Origin of the sequence: Klebsiella sp. YJ, from assembly GCF_002108615.1 — a bacterium.
In the GTDB taxonomy this organism is placed as follows: domain Bacteria; phylum Pseudomonadota; class Gammaproteobacteria; order Enterobacterales; family Enterobacteriaceae; genus Klebsiella; species Klebsiella planticola.
On the sequence record NZ_MTEG01000013.1, the window covers coordinates 135,445 to 150,964 of the forward strand.

The following is a 15,520-nucleotide window of genomic DNA, read 5'->3' on the forward strand; positions in this document are numbered from 1 at the left end:
AACAAGACTCCTTAATGGAAACTGTGTTCTTCGCCCGGATAAACGCCGGACTCCACGTCGGCAATATACTGCCGCACTGCGGCGCGCATGTCGCCCGCTTCAGCGAGGAAATTTTTAGCGAACTTAGGGATATGGCCGCCGGTGATCCCGAAAGCGTCATGCATCACGAGGATCTGGCCGTCGGTGACGTTACCCGCACCAATGCCGATAACCGGAATGGTTAACGCCTCGGTGATACGTTGAGCCAGCTCGACCGGGACGCACTCAAGGACCAGCAGCTGTGCGCCAGCCGCTTCCAGTGCCAGCGCGTCGTCGAACAGCGCCTGCGCCGCGTCGCCGCGGCCCTGCACTTTATAGCCGCCGAAAATATTGACCGACTGTGGGGTCAGACCAAGGTGGCCGCAAACCGGCACCGCGCGTTCCGCCAGCATTTTCACCGTTTCCGCAAGCCAGGCGCCGCCTTCAAGCTTAACCATGTTGGCGCCTGCGCGCATCACAATGGCGGCGTTAGCGAAGGTCTGTTCCGGGGTGGCGTAGGCCATAAACGGCAGGTCAGCGAGCAGCAGGCAATGGGGGGCGCCGCGACGTACCGCCTGGGTGTGGTAGGCGATATCTTCCACGGTCACCGGCAAGGTCGAGTCGTGCCCTTGCACCGTCATACCCAGCGAGTCACCTACCAGCATCACGTTGATCCCTTCATCGGCAAACAGCTTCGCAAAGCTGTAGTCATAGGCGGTGATGGTGGCGAAGCGCTGCTTCTCCTGTTTGCATTTCTGCAGCAGGGCGATAGTGGTCGGTTTCATAACGTTTCCTGATGATGAAAGTCATATTAACCGGCATTCTAACAGCAGCATTCAGAGGGGCAATGGTTTTAGGCAACCGATAACGACGATCGCCGTAATGGCTAAAAATGGGGAAGGGGGAACTACCAGATCGCCGGCTTTTCGGCGCCGAGGTTTTCCAGCGCCTGGCGCAGAGTGGCGCCGTCGGGGAAATGAAGCGTCGGGGCAATCTCATACAGCGGCCACAGCATAAAGCCGCGGTTTTTCATATCGTAGTGCGGTACCGTCAGGCGCTCGCTGTTAATCACGGCATCGCCAAACAGCATGATATCGAGATCCAGCGTACGAGGGCCCCAGCGTTCGGCTTTGCGTTGACGGCCCTGCTGCAGCTCGATGCGCTGGGTATGCTCCAGCAAGGCTTCAGCCTGCAGTTCCGTCTCCAGGGCGACGGCGGCATTGAGGTAGTCAGGCTGATCCTGCGGCCCCAGCGGCGGCGTGCGGTAAAAAGAGGAGACCGCAACCATCCGGCTGTCTGGAATGGCAGCCAGCGCCGTCACGGCAGCGTTGACCTGCTCCAGAGGAGAAGCCAGATTGCTGCCGATCGCGATGTAGACGCGGGTCATGCGCCACCCTGACGCGGGGTGCGTTTACGCGGGCGACGATGGCGGCGGCGCGGTGCGGGTTCGTCATCGAGCTCGTTAAGCATCTCTTTTTGATCTGGCGGCGCGGCAACCTGGAACTCGCCCCACCATTTGGTCAGACGCTGCAGTTCGCCATTTTTCTCGGCGCCGGCACGCAGCTCCAGCAGATCGTAGGCGGCGCGGAATTTCGGATGTTCCATCAGCTTCCAGGCGCGTTTGCCCTGGCGGCGGGACATGCGCAGCTGCAGCTGCCAGATATCGCGTACCAGAGTGGTAATACGCTTCGGAATGGCCAGCGTACGGCAGGCTTCATCCAGCACATCGTTCATCGCCAGCGCGAAAGCGTCGTTGTAGGCCAGACCGCTCTCCTGGGTGATTTTCTGCGCCATTTCCAGCAGCGGATACCAGAACATGACCGCAAACAGGAACGCCGGGTTAACGCGCATATCGTTATGGATGCGGTTATCGGTATTCTTCAGCACCTGGGTAATGATGTGTTCCATCGGGCTATCGCCGCGCTCGGTAAAGTAGCGGGTGATGGTCGGGAACAGCGGCTGGAACAGGTTATATTCGCGCAGCAGCATGTAGGTATCATAGCCATAGCCCGCCTGCAGCAGCTTCAGCACTTCTTCGAACAGACGCGCCGGGGGAACGTCATGGAGCAGCGCGGCAAGACGCGGAATCGGCTCGGCGGTTTCCGCGCTGATGTTCATATTCAGCTTGGCGGCAAAGCGCACAGCGCGCAGCATGCGGACCGGATCTTCGCGGTAGCGGGTTTCCGGATCGCCAATCAGGCGAATCATGCCCTCCTGCAGATCTTTCATGCCGCCGACGTAGTCGCGCACGGTAAAATCGGCCACGCTGTAATACAGGCTGTTAATGGTGAAGTCGCGACGCTGGGCATCTTCTTCGATCGATCCGAAGATGTTGTCGCGCAGCAGCATCCCGTTCTGGCCGCGCTGTGAAGTCACACGATCGGTGGTGTGCCCTTCATGGTGGCCGCGGAAGGTGGCGACTTCGATGATTTCCGGCCCGAACATCACGTGCGCCAGGCGGAAACGACGACCCACCAGACGACAGTTGCGGAACAGTTTACGAACCTGATCCGGCGTCGCGCTGGTTGTCACGTCAAAATCTTTAGGTTTTTTACCAAGCAGAAGGTCACGTACGCCACCGCCGACGAGATAGGCTTCATAGCCCGCCTTGTTCAGTCGATAGAGCACCTTGAGGGCATTATCACTGATATCTTTGCGGGAAATTGCATGCTGTTCACGCGGGATAACCGTCATATGCGTTTGTTCAACGGCGGCTTCTGCGTCGCGCTCTTCACGGCTTAGCACCTTACGGCAAAAATTAGCGACTCGGGTAAAAATGTTGCACCTCGTAGTGTCAGACGGACTTCAGGACAAAAAATAGCGGCTAATCATAGCTCAGCGAGAGTCATTTGAGAATGCTGGATTTTTTGCAGGTCCCAGTTGGCTACCGCATTCTTCAGTAAATCCTCAATACTTAACGCTCGCCATTCCTGCTCAATATCCTGATTAAGAAACATTAACGCCCGCATAATTTCGGGACGCGGATCGCCCTCCGGCAGCGCCGGGGCGTGGTTTTGTTTGGAGAGTTTATTCCCCTGGGCATTCACCGCCAGCGGCAGATGGACATAGTCCGGAGCCTGCCAGCCAAAATGCTGATACAGCGAAATCTGGCGCACCGTCGGTTCGATAAGATCCGCCCCGCGGACGATTTCGCTGACTCCCTGGAAATGATCGTCCACGACCACCGCAAGATTATAGGCGAACAGACCGTCGCGGCGGTGGATAATGAAATCTTCCCGCGCCAGCGCCTCATCGGCGACGAGGGTACCGCGCAGACGGTCATAAAACGCGAGGACCGGCCGCGTCTGACGTAAGCGCAGGGCGGCATCGTTGGCGCCGAGTCGTAAATCGCGGCAGTGGCCGTCATACACGCCGCCGACGGCGTGAATACGGGCCCGGGTACAGGTGCAGTAATAGCAAAGCCCCTGTTCATGCAGCCAGGCCAGCCGCTCGCGGTAGGCTTCGTGACGCTGCGACTGCCACAGCACTTCGCCATCCCAGTGCAGGCCATAGTGCTCCAGCTGGCGCAGAATCGTACTGGCGGCGCCGGGGACTTCACGCGGCGGATCGATATCTTCAATGCGTACGCGCCAGATACCGTTTTGCGCACGGGCCTGAAGATAGCTGCCGAGTGCGGCAATCAGAGAGCCGAAGTGGAGTTCGCCGGAAGGTGAGGGGGCAAAGCGGCCAATATAGTGTGAGTCATTCATGGGTGACTAATAAAACATGTAGGCGGGAGAGACTCCCGCCGGAGATACGATAGCGAAGCGGATTAGCCAGCCATCTGCTTTTCGCGAATTTCCGCCAGCGTTTTGCAGTCGATGCACAGGTCAGCGGTCGGACGCGCTTCCAGACGGCGAATGCCAATCTCAACGCCACAGGATTCGCAGAAGCCGAAATCCTCGTCTTCGACTTTCTTCAGCGTTTTCTCGATCTTTTTGATCAGTTTACGTTCGCGGTCGCGGTTACGCAGTTCCAGGCTGAATTCTTCTTCCTGAGCGGCACGGTCTACCGGATCCGGGAAGTTAGCTGCTTCATCCTGCATGTGCGATACGGTGCGATCCACTTCATCCCTGAGTTGATTACGCCATGCTTCAAGAATACGCCTGAAGTGCGCCAGCTGGGCTTCGTTCATATACTCTTCGCCCGGCTTCTCTTGATATGGCTCCACCCCAGCGATGGCGAGAATACTCAGGGACGATGTTTTACGGTTTTGCCCTTCTTGCATGTTGCTTCTCCTTAACACGCACTATCGATCCCCATGTTGGGGGAAAAATCAGGCCGCTATAAATAGCAGATGCTTTTCCGGATAGCAATTATCTAAACGTTACACTTGACAACCCTGTGAAGAAAAGCGTATTTGCGCTCGCGACCCGGACACAATTTAGCCGTTTATTTACCGGGGGTTAACACCGCGGTAATCGGCTTATTCAGAGTCATCATTTCAGTAGAAAGTTCCGCTTTATAAACGAGAATTTCTACCCCCTTGGTTTGCGCCTCAATCAACAGCTGTGCGTATCTGGCATCAATATGATGCGCGGGTGAGAAACGGTCGATCGCCGAATGGAGCACGGCGAACAAGATTACGGCCCGGTCGCCTGCCGCCGCCACGCTCATCAGCTCCCGAAGGTGCTTTTGACCGCGCTCGGTAACAGCATCGGGGAAATAACCGCTTTCATTTTCCGCCAACGTAACCGATTTCACTTCAATATAGCAGTTTTGTCGCTCTTCTGCCTGTAACATAATATCGATACGACTCTTTTCCTCGCCGTATTTTACTTCACTTTTCAGCGTGTTATATCCAGAAAGTTCGACAATGCTCCCCGCAAGTATCGCCTCTTTTGCCAGTATATTCGCGCGTAAAGTATTAACACAAATTATTGCGCCCCGCTGGGTTTGCGTTAATTCCCAGGTATGGGCGTATTTGCGTTTCGGGTTATCCGACGTGGAGTACCAGACGGTATCGCCGGGGGTTGCGCAGCCGGTCATTGCGCCGGTATTCGGGCAGTGTAGCGTAAGCTCCCGACCGTCGGGGGTGACCACATCCGCCAAAAACCGTTTGTAACGCTTAATCAGGATGGCGGATTGTAAAGGTGGAGTGAACTGCATCAGCTTTCCTTGTTAAAGGGATAACGTTCCAGCGCGGTATAGCGGGTGCGTCCGCGGGAAAAACGGGATTCATAAAGCACAAACTCACTGACGGCAAAAGTCCAGCTGAAGCCCGGCGGCGGAATGGGCACCGCGTGGCGGGCTTCGCGCAGCAGGGTGATATGCGGATGAAACGGCTGCGGGCTTTGATAGCAGCCGCTACGTGCCGCCTGGGCGCGCAGCATGTTAGCCAGCTGTAGCAGGCCGCGCGGAGGCCGGCGGGTGCCGAGCCACACCACGCGGGAACGCAGCCACTGGCCGGCATCGTCGAGCGTGAGCGTAAAACCGGGCTGGCGGATGCGCCCGGCCAGCGCCGCCAGCGCACGCTGCTTGTCCGCGCTGACTTCGCCGAGAAAGGCCAGCGTCAGGTGCAGGTTATCTGCGGCCACCGGCCGTCCGGCATCTTCCGGAAAGTTCGCCGCGCGCCAGTGAACGATTTGCCGCTGGGCTTCAGCAGGCAGCTCAAGGGCGAAAAACAGCCTTTTCGGCTCGGACATGATAGAGACTCGGTAATGAATTATCAGGATGCTACAATGCTTGCCCTCAAATGTTAACCTCCGGAGCCATTCGTGTCCCAATTGCCGGTTGCCGCCGTCCTCCCTGAACTTCTTTCCGCACTGCAGCAGGCGCCGCAGGTATTGCTCAATGCGCCAACCGGCGCCGGGAAATCGACCTGGCTGCCGCTGCAAATACTCGCCGATGGCCATATCGACGGGCGCATTATTCTGCTGGAGCCGCGGCGATTAGCCGCCCGCAACGTGGCACAACGTCTGGCGGAGCTGCTGGGTGAGAAACCGGGGGCGACCGTCGGCTACCGGATGCGCGCGGAAACCTGCATCGGACCGAATACGCGACTGGAGGTAGTGACTGAAGGCATTCTGACGCGGATGATCCAGCACGATCCCGAACTGAGCGGCGTCGGGCTGGTGATCCTCGATGAGTTCCACGAGCGCAGCCTGCAGGCGGATCTGGCGCTGGCGCTGCTGCTGGATGTCCAGCAGGGGCTACGGGAGGATCTTAAACTGCTGATTATGTCAGCGACGCTGGATAACGATCGTCTGCAGCGGCTGCTGCCTTCGGCGCCGACAATCTGCTCTGAAGGGCGTGCGTTCCCGGTGGAAAAACGCTTTCAGGCGCTTGCCGCGCATCAGCGTTTCGATGAAGCGGTCGCCATCGCCGCTGCGGAACTGCTGCGCCAGGAGCGCGGCTCGATGCTGCTGTTCCTCCCGGGCGTGGGGGAAATTCAGCGGGTGCAGGCGCAGCTGGCCGAACGGGTGGCCGACGATGTGGTGCTCTGTCCGCTGTACGGGGCGCTGCCGCTGAGCGAGCAGCGTAAAGCGATTCTCCCGGCCGCCGAAGGTCAGCGCAAAGTGGTGCTGGCGACCAATATCGCCGAGACCAGCTTAACCATCGAAGGTATCCGGCTGGTGGTCGATAGCGCCCAGGAGCGCGTCGCCCGCTTTGACGCCCGTACCGGCTTAACCCGACTGATTACGCAACGCATCAGCCAGGCGTCAATGACCCAACGCGCCGGTCGCGCCGGCCGTCTGGAGCCGGGGATTTGTCTGCATTTGATCGGCAAAGAACAGGCGGAACGCGCGGCGGCACAGAGCGATCCTGAGATACTGCACAGCGATCTCTCAGCGCTGCTGCTGGAGCTTTTACAGTGGGGATGCCGCGATCCGGCGCAGCTGCACTGGCTCGATTTACCGCCTGAGGCAAACCTGGCAGCGGCCCGACGCTTGCTGACGGCGCTATCGGCGCTGGAGGGCGACAGGTTATCGGCGCGCGGGCGCCAAATGGCCACCCTGGGTAACGACCCGCGTCTCGCGGCCATGTTGACGGCGGCAACCGATCCGGATGATGCGGCGACCGTGGCGAAACTGGCGGCGATCCTCGAAGAGCCTCCGCGCGGCGGAAACAGCGATCTCGGCGCGGCGTTTGCCCGCCAGCAGCCGAACTGGCAGCAGCGGGCGCAGCAGCTTTTGAAGCGGCTGGGCAGCCGCGATGGTCAGCCCGATGCACAGCGCCTGGCGCCGCTGCTGGCGCCGGCATTTGTCGACCGGATCGCCCGTCGCCGCGGTCAGGAAGGGCGCTATCAGCTCGCCAACGGGATGGGGGCGATGCTGGACGCCGACGATGCGCTCGGGCGCCACGAATGGCTGATTGCGCCTCTGCTCCTGCAGGGAAGCGCCTCGCCGGACGCGCGGATTCTCCTGGCGCTGCCGCTGGATGTCAATGCGCTGCTGGCGCAGTGCCCCGGGTTGGCGCAGCGTTCCGATACCGTCGAATGGGATGAGGCGCAGGGGACGCTGAAGGCCTGGCGACGTACCTGTATCGGTCAACTGGTGTTAAAAACCCAGCCGCTGGCGAAACCCTCGGAAGAGGAGCTGCATCAGGCGATGCTCAACGGCATCCGCGATAAGGGCCTCGGCGTGCTTAACTGGACGCCGGAAGCCGAACAGCTGCGTCTGCGCCTGCTCTGCGCGGCACAATGGCTGCCAGAAGAGGCGTGGCCGGCCGTCGACGACGCCTCGCTACTGGACTCGCTTGAAGCCTGGCTGCTACCGCAGATGAGCGGAGTACACTCGCTGCGCGCGCTGAAAGCGTTGGATGTACGCCAGGCGCTACAAAACTGGCTGCCGTGGTCATTGCGACAGAAGCTGGACAGCGAACTGCCAACCCATTACACGGTGCCGACCGGGAGCCGGATAGCGATCCGCTACCATGCCGATAATCCGCCTGCGCTGGCGGTACGTATGCAGGAGATGTTCGGCGAAGCCGCCACGCCGACGATAGCCCAGGGCCGGATCGCGCTGGTGCTGGAGCTGCTGTCGCCTGCGCAGCGTCCGCTGCAGATTACCCGCGACCTCAGCGCTTTCTGGCAGGGGACCTATCGCGAGGTGCAAAAAGAGATGAAGGGGCGTTATCCCAAACATGTCTGGCCGGATGACCCGGCCAATACCGCGCCGACGCGGCGCACCAAAAAGTATTCGTAGCCGGGCTTGTCGAGCTCCGGTTACAGCGTCTGAGTCCACAGAAACAGGCCGCTGCCCGCCAGCGCCAGCCAGGGGCCGAAGGCCAGCGGCTGATCCAGGGACTGGAGGGTGATCCGCCGTTGCAGCAAGGTCCAGATCAGGCCGCTGGCCGAGGCGCACAGCAGCGTCTGCGGCAGGATCTGCCAGCCTGACCATGCGCCGAGTGCCGCCAGCAACTTAAAATCTCCGTATCCGAGCGCCTCTTTGCCGGTCAACAGGCGAAACAGCCAGTAAACCGTCCACAGCGATAAATAGCCCGTCATGGCGCCGATTACCGCTTCGCTGAGCGGAACAAACGTGCCGTTGAGATTAAACAGCAGACCGGCCCACAGCAGCGGCAGAGTCAGCCGATCCGGCAGGAGCTGAGTCTGGCCGTCGATGATCGCCAGCACCAGCAGCGTGGAGAGCAGGATCAGCCCCCCCAACAGCGGCAACCCCGGCGTCAGCAGATATCCGGCCAGCACAAATAGCAGTCCGCTGGCCAGTTCCGTCAGCGGATAGCGCTGGGAAATGGGCGCCTGGCAGCAGCGGGCGCGTCCTTTGAGTGAGAGATAGCTGAGCAGAGGAATATTATCCCGCCAGATGAGAGGCCGCTGGCACTGGGGGCAGAAGGAGGCGGGAACGCACAGGTTGAATCGTGCGGACTCTTCCTGCCGCATCATCAGCGGCAAACGGTGGATAACCACGTTAAAAAAGCTGCCAAACGTCAGGCCGAAAATAAACAAAAATCCGCCCCATAACAGGGGGAACTGCAACGAAAATGCGCTAAGTAGCGTCATGATGTCTCCTGTGATTACCATTTCCCCTGCAGCTGCCAGGGGATGCGTCCCTGCTCATCCTGGCGCTGATGTTGGGCAACGAGCAGGGTGAGGAGGGCTGGGGTTGACTGACGTGTCTGCAGCTTGCCGTGAAAGGCGTAGCGACCATCGGGGCTCAGGGTGCCCTGGCCAGTGAGGCTGAGCTGATGAGAGTCCTGGCTGAGGGTGAGCGCCAGCGCCCCTGCGGGCGTGCAGCTAAATTTGCCGCTTACGCGGGCCAGCTCGAGGGAGCCGGCCGGGGAGCTTAGCTGCGCTTCCTGCCACTGCAGGCGGCCGCCGGACACCTGCTGGCAGCCGGCCTGGTTAAAGCGACCTTCCGACAGGTTCAGGGCGATCTGGCCGCTGGCCTCGGCCGGCAGCGCCGGCGTGAGCCAGCGCCTGGCAAGGTTGGCGGGGATGGTCAAAAGGCCGTTCTGCAAGCGGAGCGTGGTCATTCCATAGAGCGAGACGTGTCCGCGTAAGCCGTCGGGATCGTCGAGCGTGACCCGCCAGCCGGGAAGGCCGGAAGAGAAGGTCAGCGTCCAGCGAAGGTGGGCGAGGCGAACGCCGCGCCAGGCTAACTGCCGGGCCTCACCGTGCCAAACGGTTCCGCTGAGCTCGCCGACTCTGACGCCGTCCGGCAGGGCGAAAGTCAGCAGACGGGCCGGCGCAGTCAACAGCAGCCAACACAGATAAATTCCCGCGAGCAGCAGGCCGAACGCGACTTTACGGGGCATGCGGACGCTCCAGCACCAGGGTCGTCACCGTCACCCAACCGGGTTGCGTCGGTTGAGCGCTGACGGCCAGAAAAGAGGCGAAGATGCCCTGGCGGGCGAGGGCGTCCAGCCATGTCATCAGCGCCTGAAAAGTGCAGGCCGGCAAGGTCACGTTCACCCGGGCGCCCTGCGGTTGTAGCCGGACAATCGCCAGCTCCAGGCGGGTGGCTTCACGCATGATGGCGGCGGAGAGATCCTCCTTCGTCGCGGTCGCGGCCCCCGGTGTCTGGCGGGCTAGCTGCTGGAGCCGGGGCGTTTGCTGCTGCATCCAGCGCAGGGTTGCCTGCTCTCTGACGAGCGTTTGTTGCCAGCGGGCTTCCCGACTGAGCCACGGCTGCCAGAGCGCGTACCAGATGATGCCCACCGCCAGCAGCAGGCCCATGCCGATTAACAGGCGCTGTTCGCGACGGGTGCGCTGTTGCCATAACATAACCCAATCAGCCATCGTTGCCCTCCAGCGTCAGACGCCCTTCAATTCCGTCGGGGCGGGGCTTCATTTCTCCTGTCCGCACGCGAAAACCGGCCTGTGCGCGGGTGGTGAACTGCTCCAGCGCCCGTGAAGAAACCGCCGAAATATCGAGCTGAAGCGCATTGCGCGCGGCATCCCAGGTCAACGACCGCAGTTGAATCCCCGGGGTGTCGGAGACCATATTTTGCAAGCTGCGAATATGGGCGACCAGCGGTGAGGCGGCGGTTGTCGCTTCCAGCTGGTGCAGGTGCTGCTGCATCTGCAGGCGCGGGTTGATAACGTTTTTATCGTTTTTGAACCACTGGTGATAAAACGCCCGGCTGGCCTCCTGGGCCGCATCCGCCTGGCGGCTCAGGGCAAGGTGGTCAAGCACGGCATTGGTGCTCCACAGCAGCATCAGCGCTGCCGCCGCGGCGAGCGTCGGGCGCCAGCGCCGGCCGGCCGGCTGCCAGCGACGCTTTGGTGCAAAGGTCCCCTGACGTAAACAGATCTGCCGGGCCGCCGGGTTCGCCGCCGCCAGAGCGAGCACATCCTGCGGTGCGAGCGCGCGCCAGGGGGCGGAGATGGCAGGCGGTGGGGAATAGCAATCGATCGGCGGCAGCGTTTCCCAGGCCGCGAGTACTTCCGCAAGCCACGGGGTTTCTACCGCCATCCCGCACCAGGCGTCCTGGCGAATCAGCCATTGGTCATCGGCCTGTACCGCGCTCCAGCGATCGGGGAGGCAGGGCAGCGTCAATACATCCGGCGTCAGCGCGAGAATATGAAGCCGTAGTTCGTCGCAGCGGGCGAGCCAGGCGGCCATCTTCTGCCGCGCTATCGCCGCGACGGCACAGCGCTCACGCTGACGGTGGAGCAGGGCGAAGTGGGTCTCGTCGACGTCGGTGGCCAGCTGCTCTTCCAGTAAAAACGGCACCACCTGTTGTGGAGCTTTGCGCAGACCCGCCGGGAGCGTGACGTGGTGGAAGGCGCAGTCGCTGGCCGGGACCAGTACCCAGGCGGGATAGCGTTGCGCCAGTTCGGGGAGCGTAGCGTCAGCGCCGGTGGCGGACCACTCGCCGCAGGCTTCCCGTTGCGGGTCACCCGGGCAGACCAGTCGCCAGGCGACGGGGCGCTCGGGGGCAGCAAGACGCACAATGAGCATCTCTCGCTGCGCGGTTTTATCGTGATTCATCGGCCACCCTATAGAGTCCATAATGCCGCTGGATAATACGGAAAGTACGACCTTCTTTTTGCAGGACACTCCGCTGCTGATAACGCGTGCTGCCCATCACTACGGTGAAGGCGGCCACAAACCGTTGACTGTGAACCGTCAGCCACGGGCGGGCGGCGGCGGTATCGCTTTGCTGTAAAGCTGGCAGAGCCAGGAAAGCGGCAACGCTGTTCCAGCCGCTGCGCGGGCGATCCTGCAGCAGCTGGCGCGCCTGCTGGAGATTGACGCCGGTAGGAAAGAGCGCCATCAGCAGCGGGGCCTGGTCTGCCCTGAGCGTATTTACGTTGAGCTGCAGGGCGTCGTCCGGCAGGGCGCAAACAAAGGGCAGCAGGCGCAGATAGAGCGCGGCGTCCATTCCGGCAATCAGCCGCAGTTCGCTGACGTCCTGGATCTTCTGATTCGCGGCGAGGTATCCCGGCGAGCGCGCCATGTATACCTCATCTTCGCCGCCGTTGAGGCGCGGTTCCCGGTCGCCATCGATCCAGTCGCGCAGCGCGGCGGTGAGCTGAAGCGCCCGTAGCGGCTCTTCGCCGAGGTTTTCCAGCAGGCGGGTAAAGGCGCGCGCCGGCCAGGGGATCGCTTCGCTTTCCTCGCCGCTGCCGTGGTTGATAGCATTGAGGTTAAAGCAGGCCTGGCCATCGGTGATGGTCGCGTTAATCTCGCCGTCGTTGACCGTGAAGCGGCGTCCTTCCTGCGCCCAGTTTTGCGCCAGATGGGTTTGGTTCGGGGAGTCCAGCGCATCGCGCTGAAGCAGCGCGGCGGCCATGGTTTCCGCGCCTAGCGCATACCATTTCGCCTGCAGGTTATCGAGGGTGGTGGCGGTTTGCTGATAGAGGCGCGCCGTACGCTCGGTCATCGCGCTTGCCAGCACCATCATCAGGGCCAGGATCAGCAGTACCATCAGGAGCGCGACGCCGCGCTGTCGGTGGTTCATTGGCTGGCTCCGGGCGTTATCAGAAACAGGCGCGTGATATCCCCGTAGCCATCCAGCGTCAGGGTGACTTCGAGGCCCAGGGGCAGGCTTTGCGTGTTGTCCCAGCGCTCCTGCCAGCGGCCATTGGCATAGAAGCGTAGACGGAAGGCCTGGATGCCATCTTGCAGGACGTCCACCGTCGGTTCGACGCCGGTGAGCGGGTCCTGCTGATCATAGCTCAGCCGTTCCAGCTGCTGCTGGCGCAGACGGTAGCTGACGTTCTGGATCTCGGAACGCGGCAGCATCCCCAGCGGATTCGGCCAGCCGTTGCGGCTGAAGGCTATCGCCCAGTCATCGCTGTTGAGCTGAAAACGTCCGGCAAAAAAGAGGCTGGCGCTCTCGCGGCTGCGACGCGGGATAATCTGATTGAAGTCGGCGGCCATCTGGCTGAAGGTGCGTTGCAGCGCCTCAACGTGCAGCGTTTTTTCCCGGGTCAGGCTATCGGCGCGGAGGACGTTTTGCAGAACCGCCATCGCAGCGATGCTCAGCGCCGCCAGAATCGCCAGCGCCAGCAGCATCTCCACGAGAGTAAAACCGCGCATCGTGCGTATCATCATGGCTGAGTCACGTAGGTACGTAGCGAAGCGATCGGGGTCTTATCACGCTTATCGTGACGGACCTCGACATCCAGCGCGCGTAGCTGCGGGATCTCCGTTTCCACGCCTTGCCAGCGGATATACCAGCGGCTTCCCGCCGCCTGTACCTCGGTTTCCGAGCTGCTCAGCGCCGGCCAGCGGTTTTCCAGCTTCAGCTGCACCAGCTGGTTATCGGCGAGCCAGCCGGCGAGGGTTTTCTCTTCCATCCGCCCCATGTGGCGGGTCTGCTGGAGGGTCGCCTGCATGACGGAGAGCCCGGCCAGGGCGAAGACCACCAGGGCGACCATGACTTCGATAAGCGTCATTCCGGATTGTGCTTTCATCGTCCACCATCCTGTCGGGCTGAGCGGATTGCGCCGCGGGCATCGACGGCAATCCCTTCGGCGCTGCCGATCTGCAGCTGAAACGGCGTGACTTCGCCGCCGGGAAACAGCAGGACATCGGGCTGTTCGCCCGGCGTCCATTGGGCATCATGCGGGAAGCTCAGGGTCAGTTTTCCCGATGCGACCTGGCCTGCGGTGGCGACGCGGCCCGGCGGCAGCGGCAGCCAGCGATAACCGTACCAGCTCTCCTCCGTAGCGGGATTCGCCGCAGCGTCATCGCGCGGTTGCAGCAGCATAAACTGCCAGCGATCGGGGTGAATCGAGATGCCAAAGAACTGGCCGGTCTGGAGCCCGCGTTCGCGGATAAAGCGCAGCTGCGTCTGAAATCGCTCAAGAGTGTGCGCCGCGTCATCCTCGCGTGATGTCGGAAACGCCAGCATCACCATGCCCGCGCTGACGCCCATCAACAGCAAAATGAGCATCATTTCCAGTAACGTGAAGCCGCGCTGTCGCACTATTTTTTCCCGATATTCCAGTTGCCAATATCGTCATTGGTATCCGGCATCCCGTCAGGGCCAACGCTAAACACGTCGATCTGACCGTGCTGGCCGGGGCTGAGCAGCTGATAGTCGTTGCCCCACGGATCCTGAGGCAGACGGCGGATATAGCCGCCCTCCGGGTAGTTACGCGCCTGCGGCTCGGCGCCAGGCCGGCTGACCAGCGCCTGGAGACCCTGCTCGCTATTGGGGTAGCGACTGTTGTCCAGTTTGTACATATCCAGCGCCCCCTCCAGCGCCACCAGATCGCTGACCACCTTCTGGCGATCCGCTTTTTCTTTGTTGCCCATTAAGTTGGGCACCACCAGGCTGGCGAGAATGCCGAGGATGACAATCACCACCATAATTTCCAGTAACGTGAAGCCGCGCTGCCGTTGCATATTTTTCTCCATTAAGACAATTACATACTCATAAGGGTGTTGAGTTGCAGGATCGGTTGCAGGATCGCCAGAACGATAAACAGCACCATTCCAGCCATTGCCACCACCAGCAAAGGTTCAAACAGGCTGAGCGCCATCTGAATTTGCGCGCTCAGTTCGCGGTCCTGGTTGTCGGCGGCACGTTCGAGCATGCCGTTGAGTTCTCCGCTCTGTTCGCCGCTGGCCACCATGTAGCGCATCATCGGCGGGAAGAGGGCGGTCATTTCCAGGGCGCGATGCAGGCTAATGCCTTCGTGTACCGACTCCGTGGCCGCCTCCAGCTGGCGGCGTGCCCACGCGTTGCTCAGCACTTCCGCGCTGATGCGCATCGACAGCAGCAGCGGAACGGCGCTGGCGTTCAGAATGCTTAAGGTTCGGGCATAGCGGGCGCTGTTGATGCTGCGGGCGACCCGACCGATCAGCGGCAGGCGCAGCAGCTGTTTGTGCCACAGCAGGCGTCGCGCGGGCTGACGTAAGGCGTAGTGCAGCAGCAGGCCTCCGCCGATCAGCGCCAGCAACAGCCAGGGGCCGGCGGTGCGGACCAGATCGCTGAGGGCCATCAACAGGCGGGTTGAGAACGGCAGCGCCTGCTTCATATGGACAAACTGATCGACGACTTTGGGCACCACCGTGGAGAGCAAAATGGCGATCACGCTGATGGCGACCAGCGTCAGGACGATAGGGTAGATCATCGCCTGCAGCAGACGGGCGCGCAGCTGCTGGCGCTGTTCGGTATAGTCCGCCAGTCGGTTCAGGACGCTGTCAAGATGACCGGAAGTTTCCCCGGCGGCCACCATGGCGCAGTACAGCTGATCAAAACAGCCCGGATAACCGCGCATGGATTCCGCCAGCGAATGGCCTTCAAGCACCTTGCCGCGCACGCCCGCCATCAGGGTCCTGAGAGGGGCTTTTTCGCACTGCTGCGCCACGGCATCCAGCGCTTTCTCGAGCGGGATGGCGGCCGCCACCAGCGTGGCCAGCTGGCGGGTCAGCAAGGCCAGATCGCTGGCACTGGTGCGCCGCGTCAGCAGCGATCGAGGGGAGCCCGGCGTTGCCTGCGCGACGGCGTGAATCTCAAGGAGCAGCCAGCCTTTTTCCCGCAGCAGCTGGCGGGCGTGACGGGCGGAATCGGCCTGCTGCACGCCGCGCTGGGTTTTGCCATGCTCATCGAGCGCCTGATAGCGAAAGATAGCCAT

Annotated in this window: 18 protein-coding genes; 1 reads left to right on the plus strand and 17 read right to left on the minus strand. The window is 61.5% G+C overall.

Annotated elements, in window-relative coordinates; translation table 11 throughout:
- Positions 1–11: 11 nt before the first annotated feature.
- From panB to thpR, 7 genes are all read right to left on the minus strand, one after another.
- Positions 12–803: a 3-methyl-2-oxobutanoate hydroxymethyltransferase gene (panB, locus tag BV390_RS15195; protein ID WP_004858008.1), complete on the minus strand. Its 792-nt coding sequence runs from the start codon at positions 801–803 to the stop codon at positions 12–14.
- A 122-nt stretch (positions 804–925) separates the two neighbouring features.
- The gene (folK, locus tag BV390_RS15200) at positions 926–1,405 is read right to left on the minus strand and encodes a 2-amino-4-hydroxy-6-hydroxymethyldihydropteridine diphosphokinase (RefSeq protein ID WP_032698131.1); all 480 of its coding nucleotides are present in this window, start codon (positions 1,403–1,405) and stop codon (positions 926–928) included.
- On the minus strand, positions 1,402–2,796 hold the full coding sequence (pcnB, locus tag BV390_RS15205; protein WP_071824645.1) for a polynucleotide adenylyltransferase PcnB: 1,395 nt from the start codon (positions 2,794–2,796) through the stop codon (positions 1,402–1,404). Before pcnB ends, folK begins: the two co-directional genes overlap by 4 nt.
- A gap of 50 nt (positions 2,797–2,846) precedes the next feature.
- Positions 2,847–3,728 (minus strand): tRNA glutamyl-Q(34) synthetase GluQRS, encoded by an 882-nt coding sequence (gluQRS, locus tag BV390_RS15210; RefSeq protein ID WP_032698130.1) that lies wholly within the window; start codon positions 3,726–3,728, stop codon positions 2,847–2,849.
- Positions 3,729–3,790: 62 nt separating this feature from the next.
- Positions 3,791–4,246: an RNA polymerase-binding protein DksA gene (dksA, locus tag BV390_RS15215; protein WP_032689443.1), complete on the minus strand. Its 456-nt coding sequence runs from the start codon at positions 4,244–4,246 to the stop codon at positions 3,791–3,793.
- A 164-nt stretch (positions 4,247–4,410) separates the two neighbouring features.
- A complete protein-coding gene (sfsA, locus tag BV390_RS15220; RefSeq protein WP_032689442.1) occupies positions 4,411–5,127 on the minus strand; it encodes a DNA/RNA nuclease SfsA in 717 nt (238 codons plus the stop codon).
- Entirely contained in the window at positions 5,127–5,663 is a 537-nt protein-coding gene (gene thpR / locus BV390_RS15225; protein ID WP_032689441.1) for an RNA 2',3'-cyclic phosphodiesterase, read from the minus strand. The genes sfsA and thpR overlap by 1 nt, the downstream gene beginning before the upstream one ends.
- A 72-nt stretch (positions 5,664–5,735) precedes the next feature.
- On the opposite strand from thpR, the gene hrpB reads away from it, so the two are divergent.
- Entirely contained in the window at positions 5,736–8,165 is a 2,430-nt protein-coding gene (hrpB, locus tag BV390_RS15230; RefSeq protein ID WP_085397073.1) for an ATP-dependent helicase HrpB, read from the plus strand.
- A 20-nt stretch (positions 8,166–8,185) separates the two neighbouring features.
- On the opposite strand, the gene BV390_RS15235 is transcribed toward hrpB, so the two are convergent.
- From BV390_RS15235 to gspF, 10 genes are read right to left on the minus strand one after another with little or no spacing between them, the layout of a single operon-like run.
- The gene (locus tag BV390_RS15235) at positions 8,186–8,983 is read right to left on the minus strand and encodes a prepilin peptidase (RefSeq protein WP_032689439.1); all 798 of its coding nucleotides are present in this window, start codon (positions 8,981–8,983) and stop codon (positions 8,186–8,188) included.
- 14 nt (positions 8,984–8,997) lie between these two features.
- Positions 8,998–9,738, minus strand: coding sequence for a type II secretion system protein N (locus BV390_RS15240; RefSeq protein ID WP_032689438.1), 741 nt, complete (start codon positions 9,736–9,738; stop codon positions 8,998–9,000).
- Positions 9,728–10,222, minus strand: coding sequence for a type II secretion system protein GspM (gene gspM / locus BV390_RS15245; RefSeq protein WP_085397074.1), 495 nt, complete (start codon positions 10,220–10,222; stop codon positions 9,728–9,730). The genes BV390_RS15240 and gspM overlap by 11 nt, the downstream gene beginning before the upstream one ends.
- The gene (gene gspL / locus BV390_RS15250) at positions 10,215–11,417 is read right to left on the minus strand and encodes a type II secretion system protein GspL (protein ID WP_085397075.1); all 1,203 of its coding nucleotides are present in this window, start codon (positions 11,415–11,417) and stop codon (positions 10,215–10,217) included. The genes gspM and gspL overlap by 8 nt, the downstream gene beginning before the upstream one ends.
- Complete coding sequence (gene gspK, locus BV390_RS15255) at positions 11,404–12,390, minus strand: type II secretion system minor pseudopilin GspK (protein WP_085397076.1); 987 nt, start codon at positions 12,388–12,390, stop codon at positions 11,404–11,406. The genes gspL and gspK overlap by 14 nt, the downstream gene beginning before the upstream one ends.
- Positions 12,387–12,983 (minus strand): type II secretion system minor pseudopilin GspJ, encoded by a 597-nt coding sequence (gspJ, locus tag BV390_RS15260; protein WP_032697303.1) that lies wholly within the window; start codon positions 12,981–12,983, stop codon positions 12,387–12,389. Before gspJ ends, gspK begins: the two co-directional genes overlap by 4 nt.
- Positions 12,983–13,348, minus strand: a complete 366-nt coding sequence (gene gspI, locus BV390_RS15265; RefSeq protein ID WP_032689434.1) for a type II secretion system minor pseudopilin GspI — start codon at positions 13,346–13,348, stop codon at positions 12,983–12,985. Before gspI ends, gspJ begins: the two co-directional genes overlap by 1 nt.
- Positions 13,345–13,863: a type II secretion system minor pseudopilin GspH gene (gene gspH, locus BV390_RS15270; protein WP_085397077.1), complete on the minus strand. Its 519-nt coding sequence runs from the start codon at positions 13,861–13,863 to the stop codon at positions 13,345–13,347. Before gspH ends, gspI begins: the two co-directional genes overlap by 4 nt.
- Complete coding sequence (gene gspG / locus BV390_RS15275; protein ID WP_032689432.1) at positions 13,863–14,285, minus strand: type II secretion system major pseudopilin GspG; 423 nt, start codon at positions 14,283–14,285, stop codon at positions 13,863–13,865. The genes gspH and gspG overlap by 1 nt, the downstream gene beginning before the upstream one ends.
- Before the next feature lie 20 nt (positions 14,286–14,305).
- Complete coding sequence (gspF, locus tag BV390_RS15280) at positions 14,306–15,520, minus strand: type II secretion system inner membrane protein GspF (protein WP_085397078.1); 1,215 nt, start codon at positions 15,518–15,520, stop codon at positions 14,306–14,308.